This is a genomic window from Humibacter sp. RRB41 (assembly GCF_022761015.1).
Lineage (GTDB): Bacteria > Actinomycetota > Actinomycetes > Actinomycetales > Microbacteriaceae > Humibacter.
The window spans coordinates 95,641-118,675 of the sequence record NZ_JAKWJQ010000008.1; the positions used below are offsets into that span (position 1 = coordinate 95,641).

The 23,035-nt window shown below is 65.7% G+C and carries 15 protein-coding genes; 6 read left to right on the forward strand and 9 right to left on the reverse strand.

The features are described 5' to 3' along the window. Positions 1–206: 206 nt before the first annotated feature. The gene (locus tag MJ603_RS17280) at positions 207–1,196 is read left to right on the forward strand and encodes a LacI family DNA-binding transcriptional regulator (RefSeq protein WP_243065002.1); all 990 of its coding nucleotides are present in this window, start codon (positions 207–209) and stop codon (positions 1,194–1,196) included. A gap of 57 nt (positions 1,197–1,253) precedes the next feature. On the opposite strand, the gene MJ603_RS17285 is transcribed toward MJ603_RS17280, so the two are convergent. Genes MJ603_RS17285 through MJ603_RS17305 form a run of 5 tightly spaced genes read right to left on the reverse strand, consistent with a single transcriptional unit; the run spans position 1,254 to position 7,136 of the window. After that, positions 1,254–2,711 (reverse strand): rhamnulokinase family protein, encoded by a 1,458-nt coding sequence (locus tag MJ603_RS17285; RefSeq protein ID WP_243065003.1) that lies wholly within the window; start codon positions 2,709–2,711, stop codon positions 1,254–1,256. Then, positions 2,708–4,762 (reverse strand): bifunctional aldolase/short-chain dehydrogenase, encoded by a 2,055-nt coding sequence (locus MJ603_RS17290; RefSeq protein ID WP_243065004.1) that lies wholly within the window; start codon positions 4,760–4,762, stop codon positions 2,708–2,710. Before MJ603_RS17290 ends, MJ603_RS17285 begins: the two co-directional genes overlap by 4 nt. Positions 4,763–4,789: 27 nt before the next feature. Beyond that, complete coding sequence (locus MJ603_RS17295) at positions 4,790–5,593, reverse strand: alpha/beta hydrolase (RefSeq protein ID WP_243065005.1); 804 nt, start codon at positions 5,591–5,593, stop codon at positions 4,790–4,792. Beyond that, entirely contained in the window at positions 5,590–6,756 is a 1,167-nt protein-coding gene (rhaI, locus tag MJ603_RS17300) for an L-rhamnose isomerase (RefSeq protein WP_243065006.1), read from the reverse strand. The genes MJ603_RS17295 and rhaI overlap by 4 nt, the downstream gene beginning before the upstream one ends. Next, positions 6,753–7,136, reverse strand: a complete 384-nt coding sequence (locus tag MJ603_RS17305) for an L-rhamnose mutarotase (protein WP_243065007.1) — start codon at positions 7,134–7,136, stop codon at positions 6,753–6,755. The genes rhaI and MJ603_RS17305 overlap by 4 nt, the downstream gene beginning before the upstream one ends. A gap of 214 nt (positions 7,137–7,350) precedes the next feature. Between MJ603_RS17305 and MJ603_RS17310 the strand changes: the two genes are divergently transcribed. Beyond that, complete coding sequence (locus tag MJ603_RS17310; RefSeq protein ID WP_243065008.1) at positions 7,351–8,358, forward strand: LacI family DNA-binding transcriptional regulator; 1,008 nt, start codon at positions 7,351–7,353, stop codon at positions 8,356–8,358. A 34-nt stretch (positions 8,359–8,392) separates the two neighbouring features. Here MJ603_RS17310 and MJ603_RS17315 read toward each other — a convergent pair whose 3' ends face one another. Further along, positions 8,393–11,539 (reverse strand): family 78 glycoside hydrolase catalytic domain, encoded by a 3,147-nt coding sequence (locus MJ603_RS17315; protein ID WP_243065009.1) that lies wholly within the window; start codon positions 11,537–11,539, stop codon positions 8,393–8,395. A 329-nt stretch (positions 11,540–11,868) separates the two neighbouring features. On the opposite strand from MJ603_RS17315, the gene MJ603_RS17320 reads away from it, so the two are divergent. The 4 genes from MJ603_RS17320 to MJ603_RS17335 all read left to right on the forward strand — a co-directional run bounded on the left by MJ603_RS17320 (position 11,869) and on the right by MJ603_RS17335 (position 17,678). Then, the gene (locus MJ603_RS17320; protein WP_243065010.1) at positions 11,869–13,215 is read left to right on the forward strand and encodes a sugar ABC transporter substrate-binding protein; all 1,347 of its coding nucleotides are present in this window, start codon (positions 11,869–11,871) and stop codon (positions 13,213–13,215) included. An 81-nt stretch (positions 13,216–13,296) separates the two neighbouring features. Beyond that, the gene (locus MJ603_RS17325) at positions 13,297–14,247 is read left to right on the forward strand and encodes a carbohydrate ABC transporter permease (RefSeq protein ID WP_243065011.1); all 951 of its coding nucleotides are present in this window, start codon (positions 13,297–13,299) and stop codon (positions 14,245–14,247) included. Further along, a complete protein-coding gene (locus MJ603_RS17330; RefSeq protein WP_243065012.1) occupies positions 14,247–15,071 on the forward strand; it encodes a carbohydrate ABC transporter permease in 825 nt (274 codons plus the stop codon). The genes MJ603_RS17325 and MJ603_RS17330 overlap by 1 nt, the downstream gene beginning before the upstream one ends. Then, a complete protein-coding gene (locus tag MJ603_RS17335) occupies positions 15,072–17,678 on the forward strand; it encodes an alpha-L-rhamnosidase (RefSeq protein ID WP_243065013.1) in 2,607 nt (868 codons plus the stop codon). A gap of 9 nt (positions 17,679–17,687) precedes the next feature. Here MJ603_RS17335 and MJ603_RS17340 read toward each other — a convergent pair whose 3' ends face one another. The 3 genes from MJ603_RS17340 to MJ603_RS17350 all read right to left on the reverse strand — a co-directional run bounded on the left by MJ603_RS17340 (position 17,688) and on the right by MJ603_RS17350 (position 23,028). Further along, on the reverse strand, positions 17,688–18,704 hold the full coding sequence (locus tag MJ603_RS17340; RefSeq protein ID WP_243065014.1) for a LacI family DNA-binding transcriptional regulator: 1,017 nt from the start codon (positions 18,702–18,704) through the stop codon (positions 17,688–17,690). Between the two features lie 65 nt (positions 18,705–18,769). Next, on the reverse strand, positions 18,770–21,796 hold the full coding sequence (locus tag MJ603_RS17345) for a GH116 family glycosyl hydrolase (protein ID WP_243065015.1): 3,027 nt from the start codon (positions 21,794–21,796) through the stop codon (positions 18,770–18,772). Positions 21,797–22,005: 209 nt separating this feature from the next. Beyond that, positions 22,006–23,028 carry a LacI family DNA-binding transcriptional regulator gene (locus MJ603_RS17350; RefSeq protein ID WP_243065016.1) on the reverse strand — a complete coding sequence of 341 codons (1,023 nt, stop codon included), beginning with the start codon at positions 23,026–23,028 and terminating at the stop codon, positions 22,006–22,008. Between the last annotated feature and the right edge of the window lie 7 nt (positions 23,029–23,035).

Genomic DNA, 23,035 nt, shown 5'->3' on the forward strand with positions numbered 1-23,035 from the left:
TCCCCGTCACTCGACGTCATCGTCAGCGTTCGCTGAATGCGGTGAAACGTATCACAGATCTTGAGCGCTCTGACCGACACAGCCGCAGTCTTTTCAACGGAAAGCACCCGAGTAATCGATATGATGGGGCGAGGAAAACAGTCCTTCGGGCGCGAAATGGCCGCTCGAGATATGGGAGTGGTGCAACAGTGGTCAGCATTCGGGACGTGGCATTGCGTGCAAACGTGTCCATCGGCACGGTGTCGAAGTACCTGAACGCACCGCAGCGTGTCGCGCCGGACACCAAGAAGCGGATCAGCAAAGCGATCAAGGATCTCGGCTACATCCGCAACGAGGCTGCTCGGCAGCTCCGTGCCGGAGAGAGCCGAACGCTCGCGTTCGTCGCTCTCGAGCTCAACAACCCGTTTTTCGGGGACGTTGCGGATGCAATGGAGAGACGAGCCGCACAGAGCGGGCTCTTCCTGTTCATCGTGAGTAGCAACGGCGACGCAGGACGGGAGGGTCAGTACATCGAGATGTTCGCGCAGCAGCGGGTCTACGGCGTGATCCTTGCGTCGGGTATGACCAGAGAACGCGAACTCGACCTGCTGTTCAAGCGTCGGATACCGACAGTTCTGGTCGACGCGTACAGCCAGACCGACAGGTTCTCATCGACATCGGTGGACGACTTCCTCGGAGCCGAGCGAGCCGTCAGCCACCTGATCGCGCAGGGCTGCCGGTCGATCGCGTTCATCGGCGGAGAGATCCAGATCCATCAGATCGCCGAACGGCTGCGCGGGGCGCGCGCAGCCGTCGACGCGCATCCTGGTGTGCGGCTGGAGGTGATTCCCACAGTGGAACGTTCCGTGCAGGCGGGGCTCGTCGCCGGCGAGCAGTTCCTCGGCAGAAAGCGAGCGGACTGGCCGGACGGTATCTTCGCCGCGAACGACTCGCTCGCCATCGGGATCATGCAAGCGATTTCGTCGGGAAGCGAGCTCCGCATTCCAGAGGACATCGCCGTTGTCGGCTACGACGATATCGACTTCGCCTCGTCGGCAGCAGTGCCGCTGTCAACGGTCAGGAGGCCGCGAGAGGTCTTCGGACGGAGTGCCGTCGACCTGGTGAAGGACCAGGCCGAGTCGTCGGAACCGCTTCCGGTTCGCAGCATCGTGATCCAGCCGGAGTTGATCATCCGTCAAAGCTCACAGCGGGTCTAGTCCAATCGGGCGCGCTCGACTCGGAGGCCCACGGTCAATGGTGCTTCTCATCGCGCTTCACTTGATGCGTCCACCGGCAGGCCGAACCACCCGCGGCGGGAACGCGGTGGCCGCGAACCCGCGCAGTGACTCCAGATCACTCCCGAGGAAAGAACTCGAGCCCGCACCGATCGCCCGCGCCTGCACGAGCACGTTACCCAGTGCCGTGGCCTCGCTCGGTCCGGCGAGCACGGTGCGGCCGGAACGAGCGGCGACCGATCGGCAGAGCAGTTCATTGCGACTGCCACCGCCGACGATGTGGATGGCCGGCGCGTCGCGGCCGCTCAGCGCTGCGGCCTTCTCGACGGTGTCGGCGAAGGTCTGCGCGAGGCTCTCGATGATCGAACGCACCGTCTCGGCGATGCCGGACGGACCGCACCGCCCGCGCTCGTCGAACCATGCGGCGATCCGTGCAGGCATGTCGCCAGGCGCCATGAACACCGGGTCGTCCGCGTCGAAGAGCGGCACGGCGTGGGCCACTTCTGCCGCGGCGCCCAACAGATCGGCGAGCGCGAGCGTGGTCGTGCCGTCTTCGCGCCATTGCCGAACGCTCTCGTCGAGCAACCACAGGCCCATCACGTTGTGCAAGAAGCGCACGCGCCCGTCGACGCCGAGCTCGTTGGTGAAGCCGGCGGTACGGGCATCCTCGGTGAGTATCGGGCGCTCCAGTTCGAGACCGACCAGGCCCCAGGTACCGCAGCTGATGTAGGCGAAGTCATCGGTCGTGGCAGGAACCCCCACGACGGCGGATGCCGTGTCGTGCGATCCGACGGTCACCATCGGCGTCTCGCCGAGCGTTGCGATCTGACCGACGACGGTTCCGGGATCGACGAGTGCCGGAAACAGCGTTCGATCGAGCCCGAGCAGCTCGAGGAGATGGTTGTCCCACTCGTGAGTGCGTGCATCCAGCAGTCCGGTGGTCGACGCGTTCGTGCGTTCCGCCACCTCGCGCCCGGTCAGCAGCGCGACGACCAGGTCGGGAATGAGGAGAATCCGGCTCGCGTCATCCAGCACACCGTCGAGACGATCGGTTTCGAGCTGGTACAGGGAGTTGAACGGCAAGTACTGCAGACCGTTGCGCTCGAAGAGCTCGCGGTCGGTGATGTGTTCGCCGACCCACCGAACGCCGCGTTCGGAGCGTTCATCCCGATAGTGGAACGGCTCGCGCAGCAGCTCGCCACCTGCCATCAAGCCGTAGTCGACGGCCCAGGAGTCGACGCCGACGCTTGCGAGCTCGCCCGCCGCCCGATGAGCCGCACCGAGCCCGGCTTGCACATCGCCGAAGATGCGCGCGAAGTCCCAGTGCCATCCGTCGACGCGGCGCTCGGCCCCCGTCCGGAAGCGGGAGACCTCGTCGAGACGGATGCCGTCGGAAGACACGGTCCCCGCGATGACCCGTCCGCTCGTCGCGCCGAGGTCGACCGCGGCGACGGTGACCTCCGCTCGACGACTAGCGCTTGTCGGGGTGCCGCTCATCGCAGGAATGCGGCCGCGACGCCGGAGTCGACGGGGATGTGGAGGCCCGTAGTGCGCGACAGCTCCGGACCGGTGAGCACGTACACCGCGTCGGCGACGTTCTCTGGCACGACCTCGCGCTTGAGGATGGTGCGGTTCGCGTAGTACTGGCCGAGCTCCTCCTCTTTGACGCCGTAGGTCGCGGCGCGGTTGGCGCCCCAGCCGGAGGCGAAGATGCCGGAGCCGCGCACGACCCCGTCGGGGTTGATGCCGTTGACGCGCACGCCGTGTTCGCCGAGCTCGACGGCGAGCAGCCGCACCTGGTGCGCCTGGTCGGCTTTGGTCGCGGAGTACGCGATGTTGTTCGGGCCGGCGAAGACGCTGTTCTTGGAGGAGATGTAGACGATGTCGCCGCCGAGGCCCTGGGCGATGAGGGCGGATGCCGCGGCCTTCGACACCAGGAATGAGCCCTTGGCCATCACGTCGTGCTGCAGGTCCCAGTCCTTTTCGGTGGTCTCCAGCAACGGCTTCGAGAGCGAGAGCCCCGCGTTGTTGACGATGAGGTCGATGCCGCCGAACGCGAGCACCGTCGCGTCGATCGCGGCCTGCACGCCCGCGGCATCCGCGACGTTCGCTGCCACGCCGATGGCGACATCCGTGCTGCCGAGCTCTGCGGCGACGGCCTGCGCCTTCTCAAGGTCGAGGTCGGCCACGACGACGCAGGCGCCCTCTTTCGCCAGCCGGGTGGCGATGGCCTTGCCGATGCCGGATGCTGCGCCTGTGACGAACGCGATGCGCCCCTGGTGGGTCTTCGGCTTCGGCAGGCGCTGGAGCTTGGCCTCCTCGAGCGTCCAGTACTCGATGCGGAACTTCTCGGCATCCGAGATGGGAGAGTAGGTGGAGAGCGCTTCTGCGCCGCGCATCACGTTGATCGCGTTCACGTAGAACTCGCCCGCCACGCGAGCGGTCTGCTTGTTCGCGCCGTAGCTGAACATGCCGACGCCGGGAACGAGGACGATGAGCGGGTCCGCGCCGCGAATCGCAGGGCTTCCCTCGCCGGTTGAGCTTGTCGGAACCGCGTACCGGTCGTAGTAGGCCTGGTAGTCGGTGCGGTACTGCTCGTGCAGTTCCTTCAGCCGGGCGATCTGCTCCTCGGGAGTCGCCGTCGCCGGCAGGTCGAGAATGAGCGGTTTCACCTTCGTGCGAAGGAAGTGGTCAGGGCAGCTGGTACCCAGCGCCGCCAGCGCGGGCGCCTTCTCCGACGCCAGAAAGTCGAGCACTGCATGCGAGTCGGTGTAGTGCCCGACCATCGGCTTGTCGTGGGATGCCAGCCCGCGAATCGTGGGAGCCAGTGCGGCGGCACGGGCCGTACGCTCGGCATCCGGCAACGCCTCGAACCCGGCGCGAACGCCGCCGAACGGTTCGGGATGCCCGTGCTCGGCGATGTAGTCGGCCGCAGTCTGAATGATCCACAGCGAGTTCGCCTCGGCCTCCTGCGACGTGTCGCCCCACGCCGTGATGCCGTGTCCACCGAGCACCGCGCCCATCACGTCGGGGTTGGCGGCCTTGATGGCGGCGATGTCCAGGCCGAGCTGGAATCCGGGCCGACGCCACGGAACCCACGCGACTTTGCCGCCGAAGATCGTGGCGGTGAGCGCCTCACCGTCGGCGGCGGTCGCGATCGCGATGCCGGAGTCCGGGTGCAGGTGGTCGACGTGCGCGGCATCCACCAGCGCGTGCATCGCCGTGTCGATCGACGGCGCGGCGCCGCCCTTGCCATGCAGGCAGTAGTCGAACGCGGCGACCATCTCGTCCTCGCGCTCGACGCCCGGGTAGACGTTCACGAGCGACCGCAAACGGTCGAGGCGCAGTACGGCCAAGCCGGACTCGTCCAGCGTGCCGAGGTCGCCGCCGGAGCCCTTCACCCAGAGCAGCTCGACGTCCTCGCCGGTCACAGGGTCGGTCTCGGTGCCCTTCGCCGAGGTGTTGCCCCCCGCGTAGTTCGTGTTGCGCGGGTCGGAGCCGAGGCGGTTCGAGCGTGCAAGCAGGTCTGCAACTGCCTGGTTGGTCATGGGGGTCCTTCGTTCAAGAGTGCGTGTTCAAGATTTCGTCGTGAGCCACGCGTGGAAGCGGCCGATCGTTTCGAGCGCGGCGGGGCTGTCCGGTCTGTTGAGATGTCCGTGCTGCACGCCGGGCTCGACGTGGTATTCGTGTTCGACGCCGTTTGCCGAAAGCAGTTCCGCATACGCCTGCGCCGAAGGCCGCAGCCCGTCGATCTCGCTCGCGACGATGATGATCGGGGGAAGACCTGAGGGGTCCACTGTGCCAGGAACGGCGGCGGGTGGTGCCTGGTCCAGCGGTCCAGCGATGAAGCGGCGGTACATGGCTGTGACGTAGTCGGGCCCACTCCGGTCGCCGACGGGGAGGGTTTCGAGCAACTCGATGAGGTCTGGGGACGGTGCAGCCTGAACCGCGTGCAGCGTGGGGTACGCGAGCATGACAGTGGCCGGCTGGGAAGCGCCGCTTGCCGCGAAGTCGCCGTCTCGCAGTCGAAGCGCCGCGCCGAGCGCCAGGTTGCCACCGGCGCTGGCGCCCCCGAGATGCAGGGCGCCCGGAGCGCCCAGCTCGTCGGCGTTCCCGCACAGCCAGGTCCACGCTGCAAGCACGTCATCGGACGGTGCGGGGAAGCGCACCGTCTCGGTGGCGAGTCGGTAATCGGCGGTCACGACGAGATGTCCGCGCTGCGCGAGCGAGTCGGCCACCCAGTCGGCTTCGGGCATCGTCAGGTCGCCGCCGCTGAAGCCGCCGCCGTGCAGCCACAACAGCGCGTCGCCGCTCGGGTGCTCAGGCCGATAGACCCGTAACGGTACGCCAGCGGCATCCGCCTCCGTGAACGAGCTCACGCGCCCCATCCCGCTTGCGTGCCGCCCACCCGGTCGGCCTCGATCTTCTCCTGGTAGCCCGATGCCGCATACGCAGCCATCGGCTCAGCCGACAGCCCGCGGGACTCGCGCCATGAGGCGAGATCGCCACGGACATCCGTGTAGAAAGCGTCCATCAGGATGCCATTGGCTCCGAGTACGTCCCCCGCGCTCTGCGCCTTCGCCAGAGCGTCGGTGTCCACGAGCAGCGCCCGCGCGGTCATCTCCTGCACGTTGAGCACCGAGCGGATCTGGCCGGGTATCTTCTTCTCGATGTTGTGGCACTGGTCGAGCATGAACGCCACGCCGGAGTCGACGCCGTAGCCCCCGCCGCGGATGACTTCGTAGAGGATGCGGAACAACTGGAACGGGTCGGCGGCGCCGACGATCAGATCGTCATCCGCGTAGAACCGGGAGTTGAAGTCGAACGAGCCGAGCTTTCCCAGTCGTAGCAACTGCGCGACGATGAACTCGATGTTGGTTCCAGGCGCGTGATGTCCGGTGTCGAGGCAGACGAACGCCCGGTCGCCGAGAGCGACGGTGTGTGCGTAGCTGGTGCCCCAGTCCGGCACATCGGTGTGGTAGAACGCCGGCTCGAAGAACTTGTACTCGAGCACGAGCCGCTGGTCGTCGCCGATCCGCTCGTAGATCTTCGCCAGCGAGTCGGCGAGTCTGTCCTGGCGGGCGCGAATGTCATCCTGCCCCGGATAGTTCGTGCCGTCCGCGAGCCAGATCTTCAGGTCGCGCGAACCCGTCTCGTTCATCACATCGATGCACTCGAAATGATGGTCGATGGCCTTCTGCCGGACCGCCGGATCGGAGTGCGTCACTGAGCCGAGCATGTACGCGTCATCCTGGAAGGTGTTCGAGTTGACGGTGCCGAGCGCGACGCCGTTGTCCTCGGCATGCTTCTTCAGGTCCGAATACGAATCGACCAGATCCCACGGGATGTGCAGCGCGACGCTCGGAGCGAGGCCCGTGTACTTGTGCACCTGTGCGGCGTCCGAGATCTTCTCGAACGGATCGCGCGGAACACCCGCCTGTCCGAAGACCTTGAAGCGGGTGCCCGAATTGCCGAACGCCCATGAGGGGAGTTCGATCGCCTGCTGCTCGAGCAGTGCCAGGGTTTCGGTGGGAATGGTCATGAGGCAAGGCCCTTCTGCGGCGCGGTGGTCGCTGACGCGAGTTGGTCGTTCAGGTTGAAGATTTCGGGGATGCGGGTGAAGCCCTGGTCGGGGCGACCGTCGAGGCCGGCGAAGAACGGGGCCATCTCGGTTTCCCAGCGTGCTGCGACCTCGGAGGTGGCGAGATAGTCCTCTGATGCCTGAAGATCGGCGGTCTCGAAATAGCCGATCAGCTGCCCGTCATCGCGCAGGAAGATCGAATAGTTGCGGCGGCCGGATGCCTCGATCTCACGCAACATCTCCGGCCAGACGGCCGCGTGCCGTTCGCGATACGCCTCGAGCCGGTCGGTGCGCACGTGCAGCGTGAAGCAGACGCGCGTCGTGTGATCTGTTGAAGTCATGCCCGCTCCTGGTCCGCGCCGTCACCGGTCGGGAAACTCTGCCCTGAATCGTTTCATTGATCAGGTTAGGTTCGGCAGTATGCGATGTCAAGTTCGCTCGCCGAGGCCGGCTCGACCCTCCTCCAGGCAGTGAGTGAACCCGGTCTCGAAGTCGGTGATGGCCTCTCTAGGATGTAATGACCGAGGGCGGGGTGAGCGCCGGAAAGGCGGGAACGTGACGGGGCCGGTCGGAATACGCGAGGTCGCTGAACGCGCCGGAGTATCGGTCGGCACGGTCTCGAACGTGCTGAACAAGCCGGACATCGTGTCCAAGCGCACTCTGGCCAAAGTGCTGCAGGTCATCGACGATCTCGGCTTCGTGCGCAATGACCTGGCCCGCCAATTGAAGATGGGGGGTGGCACGACACTCGGAATGATCGTCTTGAATGTCGCGAACCCGTTCTTCGCGGAACTCGCGCATGCGAGCGAGGCCGCAGCCGAGCAGCTCGGCTACACGGTCGTGCTCGGTAGCAGCGACCAACTGGCCGGACGCGAGGATCGCTACATCGATCTCTTCGAGGAGCAGCGCGTGCGAGGCATGTTGATCGCCCCGTTGGAGGGAACAACGCAGCGGATGCGCCGCTTGCGCCAGCGCGGAATGCCTCTCGTGCTCTTCGACATCCGGGGGGATGGCGGCGACTTCTGCTCGGTGGCCATGGACGGTGACGCGGGCGGATACCTGGCGGCGACTCACCTCGTGCAGCAGGGCAAGCGGTACATCGCGTTCCTCGGCGGGCCGCTGCACCAGGTGCAGGACCGCTGGGTCGGCGCACTGCGTGCGTGCGCAGAAACCTCCGGTGTGAAGCTGACGCACATCGACACGGTCGATCAGACCATCGCCGATGGCAACGCGGCAGGAGATGAGTTGGCGAGGATGCCGGCCGCCGAGCGCCCGGATGCGGTGTTCGCCGCGAACGATCTGCTGGCGCTCGGGCTCATGCAGTCGCTCGTTCGCGCCGGCATCAGGTTGCCGCACGATATCGCCATCGTCGGCTATGACGACATCGACTATGCGGCGTCGGCGATCGTGCCGCTGTCAACGATTCGGCAGCCACAGCGCGAGCTCGCCCGTGAGGCTATCCGGCTCGTGCTCGACGAGGCAGCGGACCCCTCAGGGCACCAGCACGAGCACCTGCGTCTGCCTCCGGAACTCGTGGTCCGCGAGAGCTCGAAGTCGACCTGAGGCAGGGAGACCCTCGTTCACCGGCCGCGATCGATCACCACGTGCGTTCGAGGGTGCTGTACCCGACTTCGCCGAGATGGAACGAGGGCGCGGCGGTGGAGTCCGCAGCGCGGGTCGGCTCGTCATCGCCGGAGTAGCGGATGCCCGCTTCGATCGCCACCACAGCCGACCGGGGCGCCCAGTCGGCGATGTCGATCGAGACGCGGTTCCAGCCCGCCGGCCAGAATCGCCCTGTCGCCTCCACGGACGAGCCGTCGACGGCGTGCAGCACGATGACGGTGTCGACGGGGCCCCCCGTCGGGTCTGCACAGAGGTCCACCATCGCGTACGCGAACCGCGCCCGTGTGAGATCGAGCGGAGCGTCGAACTCGATGCGTGCCAGCGGCACGAGAGCGGCGCGCGGTGCTGCGGCGGTCACATGCAGCACGGGTCCCGGCAGCTGCGCGTGCGGCACAGGCATGCAATGGATGCCGTCGGCGAGCACGTCGACGTATGCTCCGCCCGCGCTGCACCTGCCCGCCGCAACGGCGACGGCGAGCAGATCGATGCCGCCGTCGACATCCGTGGACACCTGAGCCGACGACGGCGGGTGCCAGGGAGCCGCTCTTTCGGCGGGCCGCGACGGGATGGTCGTCGGCCAGGCGATGTCGTATTCGTGACGGCCGGGGCCCGCCGGTCGAGGCCCGGACCCGGGTAGCACGACGATCGCCTCCGATCCGACCGGAACCGCAACGGTGACCGCTGCGCGGTCTGCCTTACGTCGGTACTCGACGTGCACCGTGCCTCGGATCGTCTCGGTGTCGAGCGTGAGAGAGTCGATGCCGGCGACGAACTGGGGAGCGACCTCGAACCGGGTGTAGCCGGGAGCGATCGGCCGAACACCCGCCAGATGCTGCCAGGCCCAGGTGGCGAACGCGCCGCCGAGCCCGACGTGATCGAGCGATCCGGTGCCCGTGTTGTTCGGGTCGATCCACCAGCACTCCCACAGGGTTCCCGGCCCGTGGTCGACCATCGCTCCGATTCCGGGCTCCGCACGCTGCTGGAGGATGTCGAAAAGCACCCCCGAGCGACCGGTTCGGGCGAGAGAGAGCACGACGCTCCTGGTCGTGGCGAAACCCGACGACACCCGGTTGCCTCTCGCGCGAATGTCCGCCTCGATGCGAGCAGCAGCCGACTCCACCTCGTCGCCTGTGAGGATGCCGGCCTCGATGGCGCAGCCATACGAACCCTGGGAGCCGTTGCCGAAGGTGCCACGCGCCTCGTCGAAGAAAGCGTGACGTGCCGCTGCCTGCAACTCATCCACCTGTAGGCGGCGGACGGAGGCCGCTGTGGGATCTCCGACGGCGTCCTCGAGATCCGCCAACACCAGCAGGCAGTCGATCGCGGCCGCAGTGTGGTGAATCGGCGGCGGCGTCTGCTCCAGGGCGAGCCAGTCGCTCCCGTAGCTGATCGGCGCGCGTGAAACGACGCCCGCGACGTCTCGCGCCGCGAGCTGGAAGTCCGCCCAGCGGCGCAGAGTCGGCAGGTTCTCATCGACGACGCGTCGGTCGCCGTAGTGATTCCAGTGATTCATCAGCACCCGCTGCAGCGCTGCTCCCCACACCGGATCGGCCGGAATCCGCTCACTGCGCAGGTCGGGCGTGATCGCAGGGATCGATCCGTCGGCCTGCTGGCTGGTGCGCATGTCGGCCAGCCATTTGCGAAAGAACGCCTCGGTGTCGAATGCGGCGAATTCGAACTCGGTCGCCGCCGCCGTGTCGCCGGTCCACCCGGATTGTTCCCGGGTCGGGCAGTCCTCCGGGATGCCGTGCACGTTGTTCAGCACGGTGCGCGGCGCACGCTGGATCAGCCGGTTGACCTGGTCGTCGTCGGTCTCGAAGCGGCTGATGAGCGACAGGTCGGTGTGATGGGTGCGCACTCGCATCCGTATCGACGCATCGTCGGGAAGCCCCTGCACTTCGACGTAACGGAACCCGTGGTACGCGAACCATGGCGTGCAGCGCTGACCCGGCAACCCGGTCGTCAGATACTCGACGGCCTGTCTCACGCGACCGTGATCGAACGGCATCGTCAGATTGGTGGTGTCGAGCCGTCCTGTCGCGTCGAGGTGCTCGCCGTGCACGACTCTGATCGTGAGCCCGGGAGTCACTGCTGAAGAGAGTTCGAGGTCGGAACGGCCGGCGATGTTCACTCCGACGTCGAAGATCCTGGCATCGCCGACGCGGCCGACCTCGACGGGGTGGATCTCGAAAACGTCGTGCAGGGCGGGCGTCGGATCCGGCTGCACATCGCGCGGCGCTTCGTCGGGTGAGTCGGGATGATCGACGGGCGTGATGACGCGGAGTTCCGGTGAGGGCGAGAACCTCTCCGGCGCAAGGGTAGGTTCGTGCCGCTCCAGGTAGAAAGGCTCCTCGACGGTCACCTCGCTCGGCGCCACGCGCATCCCGCCGCCTGTGCCGACGTGCAAGCGAGTGCCGTCCGCCTGTTCGATCACAACCTCGGCGAGCACTCGCGGGTGCAGTCCCGTGCGTTCCCACTCTCCGCGGGCGAGCGTCAGGTCGAGGTTGTTGTCTCCGGCCCTGCAGGCATCGGTGATCTCGTAGCTGCGGTACAGAGACCGTACGTAGTCGGTGCGAGTGGCATCCGTCGCCTCGGCGTTGATGGGAAGGTTGTTCACCGCGGCACGCACGAGCCCCTGCGCCGTGATGTGCAAACTGGCCCGTACGGGAGGCGTGTCGAGTGCGAACGGTACGCGCAGGACGGCCTTCGCCGGGTGCGAGACCCACTCGCCATGCCAGTCCTCGGGGGCCAGTGGGCCCGTCGTCAATGATGCCGGTTCGGCCCAATCGCTCCACTCGCCGTGCTCGTCGAGCACGCGGACCGTCCAGTGCCATGCACCGAAGGGTTCGAGATCGAAGGGGAGCACCAGTGCGTTGTCGCTCGAGTCCTCACGGATGTCGGCTAGCAGGTCCGCGTCGGTTCCTCGCGGATCGACACTATCGACCGCGATCCGCAACTCGAACCCGCATTGCCGCCTGCCCTGCCAGGAGGCGGGAACGGTCCAACTCAGCCGGGGACGCTCGCCGACCGTGGCGATGAAGCGCGTTCCCGTCCGTGGGTGCGTTTCTCGGCCGTCGGCTCGGAGTCTGATCGGCCCGATCGATTTGCCGAAGGGACTCATGTTCCGACTTCCTTGCGCGCGGTACCGTCGCGCTGCACGCGACGCTCGACAATCGGCGATCTTCGACCGCCGTCGGCATCGGGGCGAGGTACGAGTCTGAAACGTATCATGTCGATCGAACGGCCAAGGTCGTCCGCAGGGGGTGCGATAGCCTTGCCCGGCCGGGGACTCAGTGCGGCAAAGGCGGGGTGTCCGTCGCTAGCCACTTGACAACATCCTTCTCTCGGCAGATCATTGCATGAAAGGTTTCAATTTTGACGTCACGACACACCGCGTCTCGCGTCGGAAGAACCATCCTGCACGAATCACAGAGGAAAGGAAAGCGGACAATGACGTCACGTACACCACGGACGCGCCGCAAATGGGTCGCCGCCCTAGCTGTTGCGGCCATCATCCCCATGCTCGCCGCCTGCGCGGGCAACGCCAAGGCCGATGGATCGGCCGGCACGGTCGATGGGAGCACGATCGTTCTTCAAACGGTGAACTCGCTTCAGCCGCAGTTTCAGAAGTACGCGGACGCGTACATGAAGAAATATCCGAAACGCAAGGTCGAGGTGCGGGCGTCGACCGATGACGGCGCCAAGTACGCCCAGCAACTCGCCACGGCGCGTATCAGCGGCCAGCTTCCCGACGTGTTCTTCAACGTCGACTACCTTGCCGACACCCTGGCGAAGGCGAACGTGCCACTCGACCTTGCGTCCGGGATCAAGGACGGCAAGCTCGGTTCGTTGAGGATCAAGGACTTCGCGGCTCCGTTCGTCGGACAGTACCGGCCGATCAGCAATCCAGACGAGGTGACCGGGCTGCCGGTGAGCGCCGATTCGGTCGGGCTCTACTGGAACAAGACCCTCTTCGACAAGTACGGCGTCACCGAGTATCCGAAGGCCGACTGGACCTGGGACGACATGCTCCGGGTGGCGAAGGAGATTCAGGACAAGAGCGGTGGGAAGGTGTACGGGCTCGGATCGCCATTGCAGGACGGCAGTAACCAGCTCGTTTTCGGCCCGGTGCTCAGGGCCTTCGGCGCGGATGTCTATAACGGCAAGACAGGCAAGTCCGACATCGGAAGCCCCGACGCGATCAAGGCCTGGAAGCTTCTGATCAGCGCGTACGGAACCTCGTCTAACCCCTATTCGGCCAACGCGAACGATCCGGCCCTGGCATTCTCCGCAGGAAACGTCGCCATGGGGATCGGATCGAGAGCAGCGATTCCCGGAACGCAGGCGGCGCTGAAGGACGAATGGAACGTGCAGTCGATGCCGACCATCAATGGCAAGTCGACAGCGGGCGGCGGTTCGTATGGACTCTCGATCTCGCAGACGAGCAAGCAGCAGGATGCTGCATGGGCGTTCTTGAAGTGGTTCTACAGTGACGCCGGCATGGCGGTCGCGCAGAAGGTCGGCGGCGTCATTCCGCCGACCAACGACGGGATCGACAACGGAAGCTGGAAGGACACAGGCGGCAAGCCACCTGCGAACATCGCGATCTTCGGACACTCTGCACGCACTGCAGTTTTGCTCACGCAGATGCCTGGTTCGTCCGGCACGGTTCTGACGCAGGCGACCGTCAAGGCGACGCAGGAGGTCGTGCTGCAGCACGTCTCGGTCGAGAAGGCCTTCCAGCAGGCGCAAGACACGGTCAACGCGCAACTCGCCAAGGACTTCAAGAAGAAGTAGGCCGAGCTCACCATGACCGCGGTGCGGCGCCTGACGTCGCGCCGCGGTCGTTCACCTTCACAGCAACAACGGAGTCAGTTTGTGACGACATCCACCACGCCCGCCGTCGACGTGACCACCGGCAGGCCGGAGAAAACGGCGCCATCCGCGGGGAGGCGAAGCAAGCGGGTCGACGCCATCACGGCCACCGCGTTCGTCACGCCTGCGTTGATCGGCTTCATTCTTTTCGTGATCATTCCGGCCCTCGGTGGCCTTGCCCTGTCATTCTTCCAATGGGATCTGTTCAGTCCTCCCCAGTTCGTCGGACTCGACAACATCGTGCGGCTCTTCACCGATCCCGACATGTGGCATGCCCTCGGGGTGACTGCGCTCTTCGTCATCATGGGCGTGATCCCGACCGTGGTCCTCGGGTTCCTGCTCGCGGTGCTGGTCAACACCAAGCTTCCCGGCATCTCGGTTCTGAGAGTGTTCTACTTCGCCCCGATGATCGCCTCCGCAGCCGTCGCGTCCGTGATCTGGGCGGCGTTGTACGATCCGCGTTTCGGCCTGGTGAACCAAGCCCTGAGCTGGGTCGGCATCAACGGGCCGGCGTGGCTATCCGACACCACCTGGGCTCGTCCGGCGCTGGTGATCATGATGATCTGGGGCGCACTGCCCATCGTGATCATCCTTTATCTCGGCGGGCTGCAGCGGGTGTCGGACGACATCTATGCCGCGGCATCGCTCGACGGTGCCGGCGCGTGGCGACAGCTGTGGTCGATGACCTGGCCGAACGTGTGGCCGACGACGCTGCTGGTGACGGTGCTGCAGGCGGTCGGTTTCGTCAGCGGGTCGTTCGAGGTGTCACTCATCATGACCAACGGAGGCCCGTTGGGCACGACGCAGAGCCTCGCCCTCTATGCGTACAAGGTTGCGTTCTCCGACCGGGACATCGGATACGCGAGCGCGCTCTCGCTCTTCCAGCTCGTGCTGTTGGGGGCGATCGTGCTGCTCGTGCGGCTGCTGGTGCGCATTCGAAAGGCCTATTCCTGATGAGAACCGTTCTGTCCAACACGGCGCGCTACGTCGGCATCGTCATCGGCGCCTTCGTCCTCGCCCTGCCGCTGCTGTTCATGGTCTCCGGATCGCTGAAGTCGGCGACCGAGATCAACACCTTCCCGCCCAAGCTGCTGCCGACGACACCGGTCTGGCAGAACTTCGCCGACGCGTGGAACTACCTCACCGGCGGGGTGATCGCGAACTCGTTCGTCTTCGCGATCGGAATCGTCGGATTGCAATTGATCATCTCGCTGCCCGCCGCATTCGCGCTCGCGAAGATCCCGTTCAAATGGACCGGCGTGATCATGGCATCCCTTGTCATTCCGATGTTCATTCCGGGCAACCTGACGTTGATTCCGCTCTTCATCGTCACCTTCCAACTCGGCTGGCTGAACTCGTTCGCCGGGTTGATCATCCCGATGGCCGCGCAATGCGCGTTCGCGATTCTGCTGTTCCGTCAGTTCTTCGTCAGCCTGCCCGGCGGGCTCATCGAGGCGGCGCGCATCGACGGCGCGAGTTGGCTGCGTGTGCTGTGGTCGATCGCTCTGCCCCTGTCGCGACCGGCGCTTGCGACCTTCTGCTCTGTCAGCTTCTTGACGGCGTGGAACATGTACATCTGGCCGCAGATCGTCGCGCCGGATCCTGCTCACAGGGTCATCAACGTTGCTTTGGCCCCATTGGCGGGTGGAGAGAACTCGCTGATCTCGCCCTCGGTCGGCCTGGCGGGCGCGGTGATTGCCATGGTGCCCGTGCTGATCGTGTTCATCGTCTTTCAGAAGTGGTACATCAAGGGTGTCGCGGGAACGGGGCTTGAGTAAGTGGTGCTCTGGGAGAGCGCCGCGGGGGAGAGAGCGAGCCGTCCGGACGGCGATCTCACGGCGCGAATCGAGAACTTCCGTAGCGAATACGGTGAGCAGACGCTGGGTATCGGCACAACTTCGCCGCGCCTGAGCTGGATGATTCAGGCGGACGATCCGGAGTGGGAGTTCGACCGTTACGAGATCACCCTCTCCCGCGAGGACGGCACCGCGGAGTCCGTCATCGTCGCATCGGGCGAGCAGGTGCTTGTGCCATGGCCGTTCGCACCGCTGCGTTCTCGAGAACGTGTGTCGCTGAGGGTGCGCGTCGGATCGGATGACCGGTGGACCTTGCCGAGCAGCTCTCTCGAAGTCGAGACCGGTCTGCTCGAGCCGACGGATTGGTCCGCCGACTTCGTGAGTCCGATCAGCCTCGGCGGCCTCGACGGCGGTGCTCCGATCGTCTACCGCGAGCTCGACGTCGCAGAGAAGCCGGTGCGAGCACGCCTCTACGTGACGGCACTCGGCCTGTACGAATTCGCGATCAACGGACGCCGAGTCGGCCACGACGTGCTCACGCCCGGTTGGACCGCATACCAGCACAGGTTGCGCTATCAGACCTACGACGTGACTGAGCTCGTGACGCAGGGGACGCTCACCTTGAGTGCTGTTCTCGGCAACGGCTGGTACCGCGGTCAGCTCGTCTGGCCGGGAAATCGCTCCAGTTACGGTGATCGCCTAGCACTGCTCGCCCAGCTCGAGCTCACGTTCGCAGATGGAACCCGTCGAGTCGTCGACACGGATGCCGGATGGAGAGCGTGCACGAGCGGCATTCTGTTCGATGACCTGTACGACGGACAGACCACGGATCTGCGGATCGAAAACGACAGCGAGCGGAGACAGAGCGAACCGGTCGAGGTGCTCGCGCCGTACGGCGGCACGCTTGTGGCGCGCACCGGACCGCCTGTCCGCGTGACGGAGACCCTGCCTGCGGCGCGGATCATCACCACGCCGGGCGGGTCGTTGGTGGTGGACTTCGGCCAGAACCTCGTGGGGTGGGTTCGACTGCGCGTGCGAGGCGCAACGGCAGGCGAGCGGGTGACGATCCGGCATGCCGAGGTGCTCGAACACGGCGAGCTCGGTACCAGACCGCTGCGGAGCGCCAAGGCGACGTGCGAGTACATCCTGTCGGGTGCGCCCGAAGAGGTTCTGCAGCCGACGTTCACGTTCAATGGGTTCCGCTATGCCGAGGTCGTGGGGGTGCCGGATCTGCGCGTCGAGGACGTCGAGGCGCTTGTCATCGGCTCGGCGCTCGAGCGGACGGGCTGGTTCGAGTCGTCAGATCCCGACTTGAATCGTCTGCATGAGAACGTCGTGTGGAGCATGCGCGGCAACTTTCTCGATCTGCCGACCGACTGCCCGCAGCGCGACGAACGGCTCGGCTGGACCGGGGACATCCAGGTGTTCGCCCCCACGGCGTCGTTCCTCTTCGACACCTCAGGCTTTCTGGCCGGATGGTTGCGCGACCTGGCGGCCGAACAGAAGCCGGACGGCGGAGTGCCGTATGTGATTCCCGACGTGCTGCGCGATCCGGACCCGGGCGCGGCTGGCTGGAGCGACGCCGCGACTCTGGTGCCCGAATCGCTGTATCGTGCCCATGCCGACCGCGGCATGTTGTCTGCCCAATACTCATCGATGCGGGCGTGGGTCGACAAGATGGTCACGCTCGCCGGCGACGACAACCTCTGGAACACCGGGTTTCAATTCGGCGATTGGCTCGACCCGACAGCTCCCCCGGAAGATGCCGCAGCCGCCCAGGCGGACAAGTACGTGGTCGCGACCGCGTACTACATCCGATCGGTCCGCGCTGTGCGCGATGCGGCAAAGGTTCTCGGATTTGCAGGCGACGTCGTCCGGTACGACGACATCGCCATTCGGGCCGAGGAAGCCTTCAACCGTGAATATGTGACGGACGATGGACGAGTTCGCAGCGATTGTCAGACCGTTTACGCCCTCGTGTTGTGTTGGGATCTTCTGGACTCAGAACCGAAGCGGTCCGGCGCGGCGCGTCGCCTGACCGAGCTGGTGATCGAGGCGGACTACCGGGTCAATACCGGTTTCGTCGGAACCCCGTTGATCCTCGATGCTCTGACGATCGCCGGTCGAATCGATCTTGCCTGCGCGATGCTGTTGCAGCGTGAATGCCCGTCGTGGTTGTACGCGGTCTCGATGGGCGCGACGACGATCTGGGAACGCTGGGATTCGATGTTGCCCGACGGAACCATCAATCCGGGTTCGATGACATCGTTCAACCACTATGCATACGGTGCGGTCGCGGACTGGATGCACCGGGTGCTCGGCGGCCTGAGCATGGCGGAGCCCGGCTACCGTCGTGTGACGATCCGGCCGAGTTTCGTGTCGGAAGGTACCCCGGTCACCGCTGCTCGAGTGCGCCATCGATCGCCGTACGGCGATATCGAGTGCAACTGGCAGATCGTCGATGATGTGGTGCGGCTGTCGGTTTCGGTGCCCTACGGCGTGACCGCCGACATCTGGCTGCCCGGCGACACGAAACCCAGCACGGTCCGCTCCGGTGCGCACAGGTTCGAGGCGCCTCTGGCGAACTGACATCCGTCGTCAGCCGACGGTCGACGCCCTCGCCACAAGCACGGGCGTGAATTGCAGTTGCTGGTGCGCCGAACCACCGCCGAGAGATTCCTCGATGAGCAGCCGAGCCGCTGTCTCCCCGATCAGTTCGCTCGGCTGCCGCACCGACGAGAGCGGCACCACGGCGGACTTCGCCCAGCCGATGTCGTCGTAGCCGATCAGTGCGATGTCCCCCGGAATGTCCAGCTGGCGTTCGAGCAGAAGTGCCTGCATGAGGCCGATCGCCAGCAGATCATTTGCGGCGAAGACGGCATCGGGTCGATCGCCGGGCGGTATCTCGGCAAGAAGGAAGCCAACCCGCCTGCCTTCTTCGACGGTCGGCGCCACGGTCTCCCACACCCTGATGGCGTCCTCGCCGAGGTCCGCCGACGACAGTGCCATGCGTGCTCCGGCGAGCCGGTCGCGAACCTGGTGCAGTTTCAGCGGTCCGCCGACGAACGCGATGCTCGTACGTCCCGCCTCGAGCAGATGGTCGACGGCGATGCGCCCGCCCGCCACGTCGTTCGTCTGCACCGACGAGAAGTCCGTGCTCGGCGACGGGCTGTCGACGAGCACCGTGGGGATGCCTCGATCCCGCAACGCCGACAGCCTGGCCGCGACATCGCCTCCTGGAGATATCAGCACCCCTTGAGCTCGTTGCTCTTCGAACAGATCGAGGTAGTCCAGCTCGCGCTCGCCGTGCTCACCGCTGTTGGCGATGAGCACCGAGCTGCCGGCGTCGCGTGCTGCCCGTTCGGCGCCGCGCGCGACATCCGTGAAGAACGGGTTGCTGACGTCGAGAACGACGAAGCCGATCGTCTTGCTCTGCCCGGCTCGCAGGTGACGGGCCGACTCGTTGCGCACGAAGCCGAGCGCTGCAATGGATGCCTGCACCCGCTCGCGCGTCGCGTCGGAGACCTTCTCGGGTTGGTTCAGCACGTTCGAGACGGTGCCGATCGACACCTTGGCGTGAACGGCGACGTCCTTGACGCTTGCGCCCCGTATCACCGACCGGCTCTCCTCTCGATGAAACCATTCAGCGCGAGTTTAGACGGCCGCTCGTTGCGGCTGCCTCAACCGGCGTGTGCATGCCCGTGTGCGAGCTCTTGCGATGTCACTCGCACCGACTTGCCTGGCCGATAGGGTCTCGTCAGGTCGATTCCACTGCCCTGGATCGACACGGTGCTGCGCGTCACCTCGACGTCGAGGTTCAGTCCGTGCCAGTACAGGTTGCGGACTCCGGCGTGGCTCAAAGCGGACGGCAACGCCGGCGTGAACACAAGGGCATCCGGTTCGGCTTCGACGCCGATGAAGGCGTACATGAAGCTTGCCGGTGCGAGCCCGCTCTCGGGGAACGGAATGTCGGTCCCGACCGAACCGCCGACATCCGCGGTGGTCTCGCCGTGGAGGAGCGGCGAACCGCCTGAGATGTGATCGGGCTCCTTCCAACGATCGAGAATCGCGGTCAAGCGAGCCCAGGCATCGTCAGCTGATTGGTAACGAGCACGTGCAAGCACGTCGAAGCCGGATGTATAGAGGATCGCGCCGCCGTCCTGCACCTGCTGGCCGAACGGGGTGAAGAGCTCGCACAGGAAGAACCAGTAGCTGTTCCGCCGAGTCGTGGCCCTTGGCGCGAACGTCCAGGCCGAATAGATGTCGGCGGGCCCTGGCCGGTACGCACTCAGCGCGACGACGAGTCGCGTCTTGGCGTCAGTCGCCAACACGCCGTCGGTATACGCCGCAGAGCCGGCCACAGGTGTCATCGATGACCACCAGGCGAGTGTGCCGGTCACGTTCGAGACTTCCAGGTAGTAGACGCCGGCCGGCTGCGCTTGAAGATCGATGTGGGCGACGCTGCCATCGCCCCAGTCTTGGAAGTCCTGCTTCGCAATGGTGACCTGCGTGCCTCCCGGCACACCCTGATAGAGCGTCATCGTGAAGGCCGCGCCGCGCTCGCTGTACGTCGGGAAGCGGGCGGCAACGCTCGTGAACGGGGCGTCGGCGGTGAAACTCATGCCCATCGTCTGCCCTGGTGCGATCTTCGGCGCCAGACCTCCGCTCTCGATCAGAACGACCGAGTCCTGCAGCTCGGTTTTGCCGTGGTCCAGCCACTGGAAGATCCGCTTGGCCTGTGCGGCAGTGGGCAGTCCGAAGGATGCCGCCTCGAGGTTCACGTACGTCGCGCCATAGTCGTGGACCACGCCGTCGACATCGATGCACTGGATGTACCGGCCGTCTGCATTGTTCCAGAACGTCTCGTTGTAGCGCTTCTGCACCAACGGGCGCAGAGCTCTCAGCTGCTTGGCGCGCTTGGCGTTGTGGACGTGGTCTTCGAGCTGAGCCATCGCCTCGAGAGCACCGTAGAAGTATGCGTTCAGGTAGGCGTCGAGATGGCCGAACGAGGTGATGTCCCAATAGTTGGAACTGACCGCTCCGTCGCGGCCGGTGTGATCGGCCGACGTGATTGTGACGATCCCGCTCGAGCCTCCGAGCGAGTCGAGATAGAAGTCCATCGCCTTTCTCACCCTTGGCAGCATTGTGGCGAGGAAAGAGGAGTCACCGGACCACGAGTAGTACCGCCAGGTGCCGAGGATGTACATGGCGTTCGACGTGAAGTGCCTCGCGTCGTAGAGCGTGGGGTCGGGGAAGGGCCAGCCAGGGGCATCCGTCCACGACCAGACATAGCCATCGTCGTTCTGCTTGATGGCCAGGATGTTGGCAGCCTGCGCCGACCTGCCGGCCGTACCGGTCCAGTCGAGGATGCGCCCGTTCCAGTCGGCCCAATCGGCTGCGTGCCCGTCGAAGCGGAAGCTGAGCGCCCGCTCCCAGTAGAACGCGGATGCCTGTGTCGCCCGAACATTGTCCGAAGCCGTGAAGACCGGGAAGACCGCGGGCAGAGCATCGGAGTGGGCCTGCACGTCGAAACTCAGGCTGCGCGAGATCACCTTCGCCGCGTCGGTGTTCCCGGTGCTCAGCGTGAGCGCCATCGCGTCGGAGGACATGGTGCCATCGAGGATCGGTTGTTGCGCTGTGATGCGGAGGTCGTACGGACCGGTACCGGTCGCGCCGATCCACTTCGTGCCGGGGACGGGGTTCGTCCACGCGGTGCGACGCTTCAGCTGCTGGGCGGGGAGGTAGGCGCCGTTGTCGGCGAAGAATCTGCTGAACAGGACTCCGTCGTCGTAGTCGACGGAGTAGCCGTCTTTGACCCACGATGTGTTCAGCGTCATTCCGATGTCGGCGCGGGGATCGCCCTGCCACGTCATCCCGTAGTTCATGGCGAGCTTCGAGCCGCTGAGCACGAAATCCCACGTTGCAACGCCCTCGACGTTGTAACCGACGACGTCGAGGGTCATGGTCCGACCCGTGAGCTGCACGCGGTCGGCGTACGACGCACCCCCGACGTCAACCGTGGTGTCACCGCTCCTGCCCCACCAGCCGGGTGTGCCCGAGCCATCGGAGGCCTCCAGGTAATACGTGCCGGCCGGCTGCGCCGGCACCTCGACATAGGCCCAGCCGTTGTCCTGCACAGGGTCGATCACCGCACTGCCGATCTCCGTCAGGCCTGTCGCAGGGGTCCCGGAATAGAGCGTGAGCGTGAGGGACGTGGAAGAGCTGCTCCAGGTCGGGAATTGCCCGCCGACCTTGGTGAAACGGAATGCCGTCGATGTGAAGCTCTGACCGAGCGTGTGTCCGGTGCTGAGCTGGATGGGGTCGCTGAGTTGCGCCTGCTTGAGGTCCGTGGCCGAGGGGAGCTGAATTCCGGTCAGGCTGAGCTTTCCCGCGCTCGTGGTCCACGCGACGCCGTCGTTGAAGCCGTCGTCGAAGAAGTCCGTGCCGCCGAGGAAGACCGAACTGAACGCCGTGGGCTCGTAGTTGCCGTGGCCGCTTGGGTCACAGGCCAGTTGCGTGAGCTTGCCGTATGCCCCCGACAGGCTGATGAAGCCGTTCTCGAGGCGATAGGTCTTGTCTTCGGCGGCGGCGGTCGCGCGAATCGGTTGCGTGAGTGCGCTTGCGGTTGCGGTAGCCGCCGCCACGAGGCCGGCACCTTTGAGGAAGGAGCGCCTGTCGGTAGTGAAACGTTCAATATTCGGATGCATCAAGATCTCCGATTTCTGACTCTGGCCATGTGAAAAGGAGGAAGAGTGCCACAGTGCGACTCGCCACCCAGAAGTGAAGCGTTTCAAGAAGGCTATTCACGGGCCTTGGGCGTGTCAATGATTGATCTCGCGTGGGAGACGATCGATGGCTGCGATCGGGGTAGTCGGGGAGGCTGCGATCGGGGTAGTCGGGGATGAGGCGGCCGCGGTCAGGCCGCAGCGGGCGCCGGCCCGCTGCTGCCGCGCGTGATCACGAGTGGGCCGAACGACAGGTTGTACGCGGGCGCCTGCCCGTTCAGCAGGGCCCACAGCCGCTCCCACGCCTGGCGGCCGAGCTCCTCGATCGGCACCGACGCCGTCGTGAGCGGCGGAGTCGTGTAGCGGGCGAACGGGATGTCGTCGAAGCCGGTGATCGAGACATCCTCCGGCACGCGCACGCCCCGCTCGGACAGCGCACTGAGCAGTCCCATCGCGACGAGGTCGTTGAACGCCAGCACGGCCGTATCATCGGATGCCGCCACCGCGTCGGCCGCGGCGTGGCCGTCTTCGAAGCCCACGCCGCCCTGCAGCTCGGTGACCATGACATCCGGATGCCCGTCGGCGAACTCGCTGATCGCCGATAGCCTCTTGCGATTGGACTGCGCCGCCGCACTGCCGGGAAGGTAGGCGATGCGACGATGGCCGAGGCCGTAGAGGTGCTCGAGCAGCTGCTGCATGCCGGAGTGGTAGTCGGCCGAGACGGTCGATGCCTTAGCCGGGGATGGATCGCGGTTGATCAGCACGACCGGCGCCAGCTCCGGGAGCAGGGCTGTGAGCTCCTCGTCTGGCATGCGCGGGGCGCAGAGCACGATGCCGTCGCAGCGACGCCTCGCCTCGACGGCGAGCACGCGCTCCTCCTCGAGGTTCTCGAACGAGTCGGCGACCAGTACGTGGTAGTTCTGGCGCGCGGCGGCGGAGCTCAAACCCCGCAGCATGCCCTGGAAGACGGGGTTCGCGAGATCGGGCACCACGACGGCGACGGTCTGCGTCTTGCCGAGCACCAGGCTGCGTGCGAGCGGGCTCGCTGTGTAGTTCAGAGAAAGCGCTGCCTCGCGCACGCGCTCTGCCAAAGCGGCGTCGACAGTGGTGCTGCCGTTCATCACACGGGACACAGTGGAGAGCGAGACGCCGGCGAGTTCCGCGACGTCCGAGATCGTCCGCCCGCGGGAGGAGGGGTGAGAACGTCGCGCCATCAGGCCT

What these genes read in the sequence shown, in the direction of transcription:
- MJ603_RS17285 (WP_243065003.1), bottom strand. Translation starts at nt 2,711, where the DNA reads ATGAGCGGCACCCCGACAAGCGCTAGTCGTCGAGCGGAGGTCACCGTC.
- MJ603_RS17290 (WP_243065004.1), bottom strand. Translation starts at nt 4,762, where the DNA reads ATGACCAACCAGGCAGTTGCAGACCTGCTTGCACGCTCGAACCGCCTC.
- rhaI (WP_243065006.1), bottom strand. Translation starts at nt 6,756, where the DNA reads ATGACCATTCCCACCGAAACCCTGGCACTGCTCGAGCAGCAGGCGATC.
- MJ603_RS17305 (WP_243065007.1), bottom strand. Translation starts at nt 7,136, where the DNA reads ATGACTTCAACAGATCACACGACGCGCGTCTGCTTCACGCTGCACGTG.
- MJ603_RS17315 (WP_243065009.1), bottom strand. Translation starts at nt 11,539, where the DNA reads ATGAGTCCCTTCGGCAAATCGATCGGGCCGATCAGACTCCGAGCCGAC.
- MJ603_RS17320 (WP_243065010.1), top strand. Translation starts at nt 11,869, where the DNA reads ATGACGTCACGTACACCACGGACGCGCCGCAAATGGGTCGCCGCCCTA.
- MJ603_RS17330 (WP_243065012.1), top strand. Translation starts at nt 14,247, where the DNA reads ATGAGAACCGTTCTGTCCAACACGGCGCGCTACGTCGGCATCGTCATC.
- MJ603_RS17345 (WP_243065015.1), bottom strand. Translation starts at nt 21,796, where the DNA reads ATGCATCCGAATATTGAACGTTTCACTACCGACAGGCGCTCCTTCCTC.
- MJ603_RS17350 (WP_243065016.1), bottom strand. Translation starts at nt 23,028, where the DNA reads ATGGCGCGACGTTCTCACCCCTCCTCCCGCGGGCGGACGATCTCGGAC.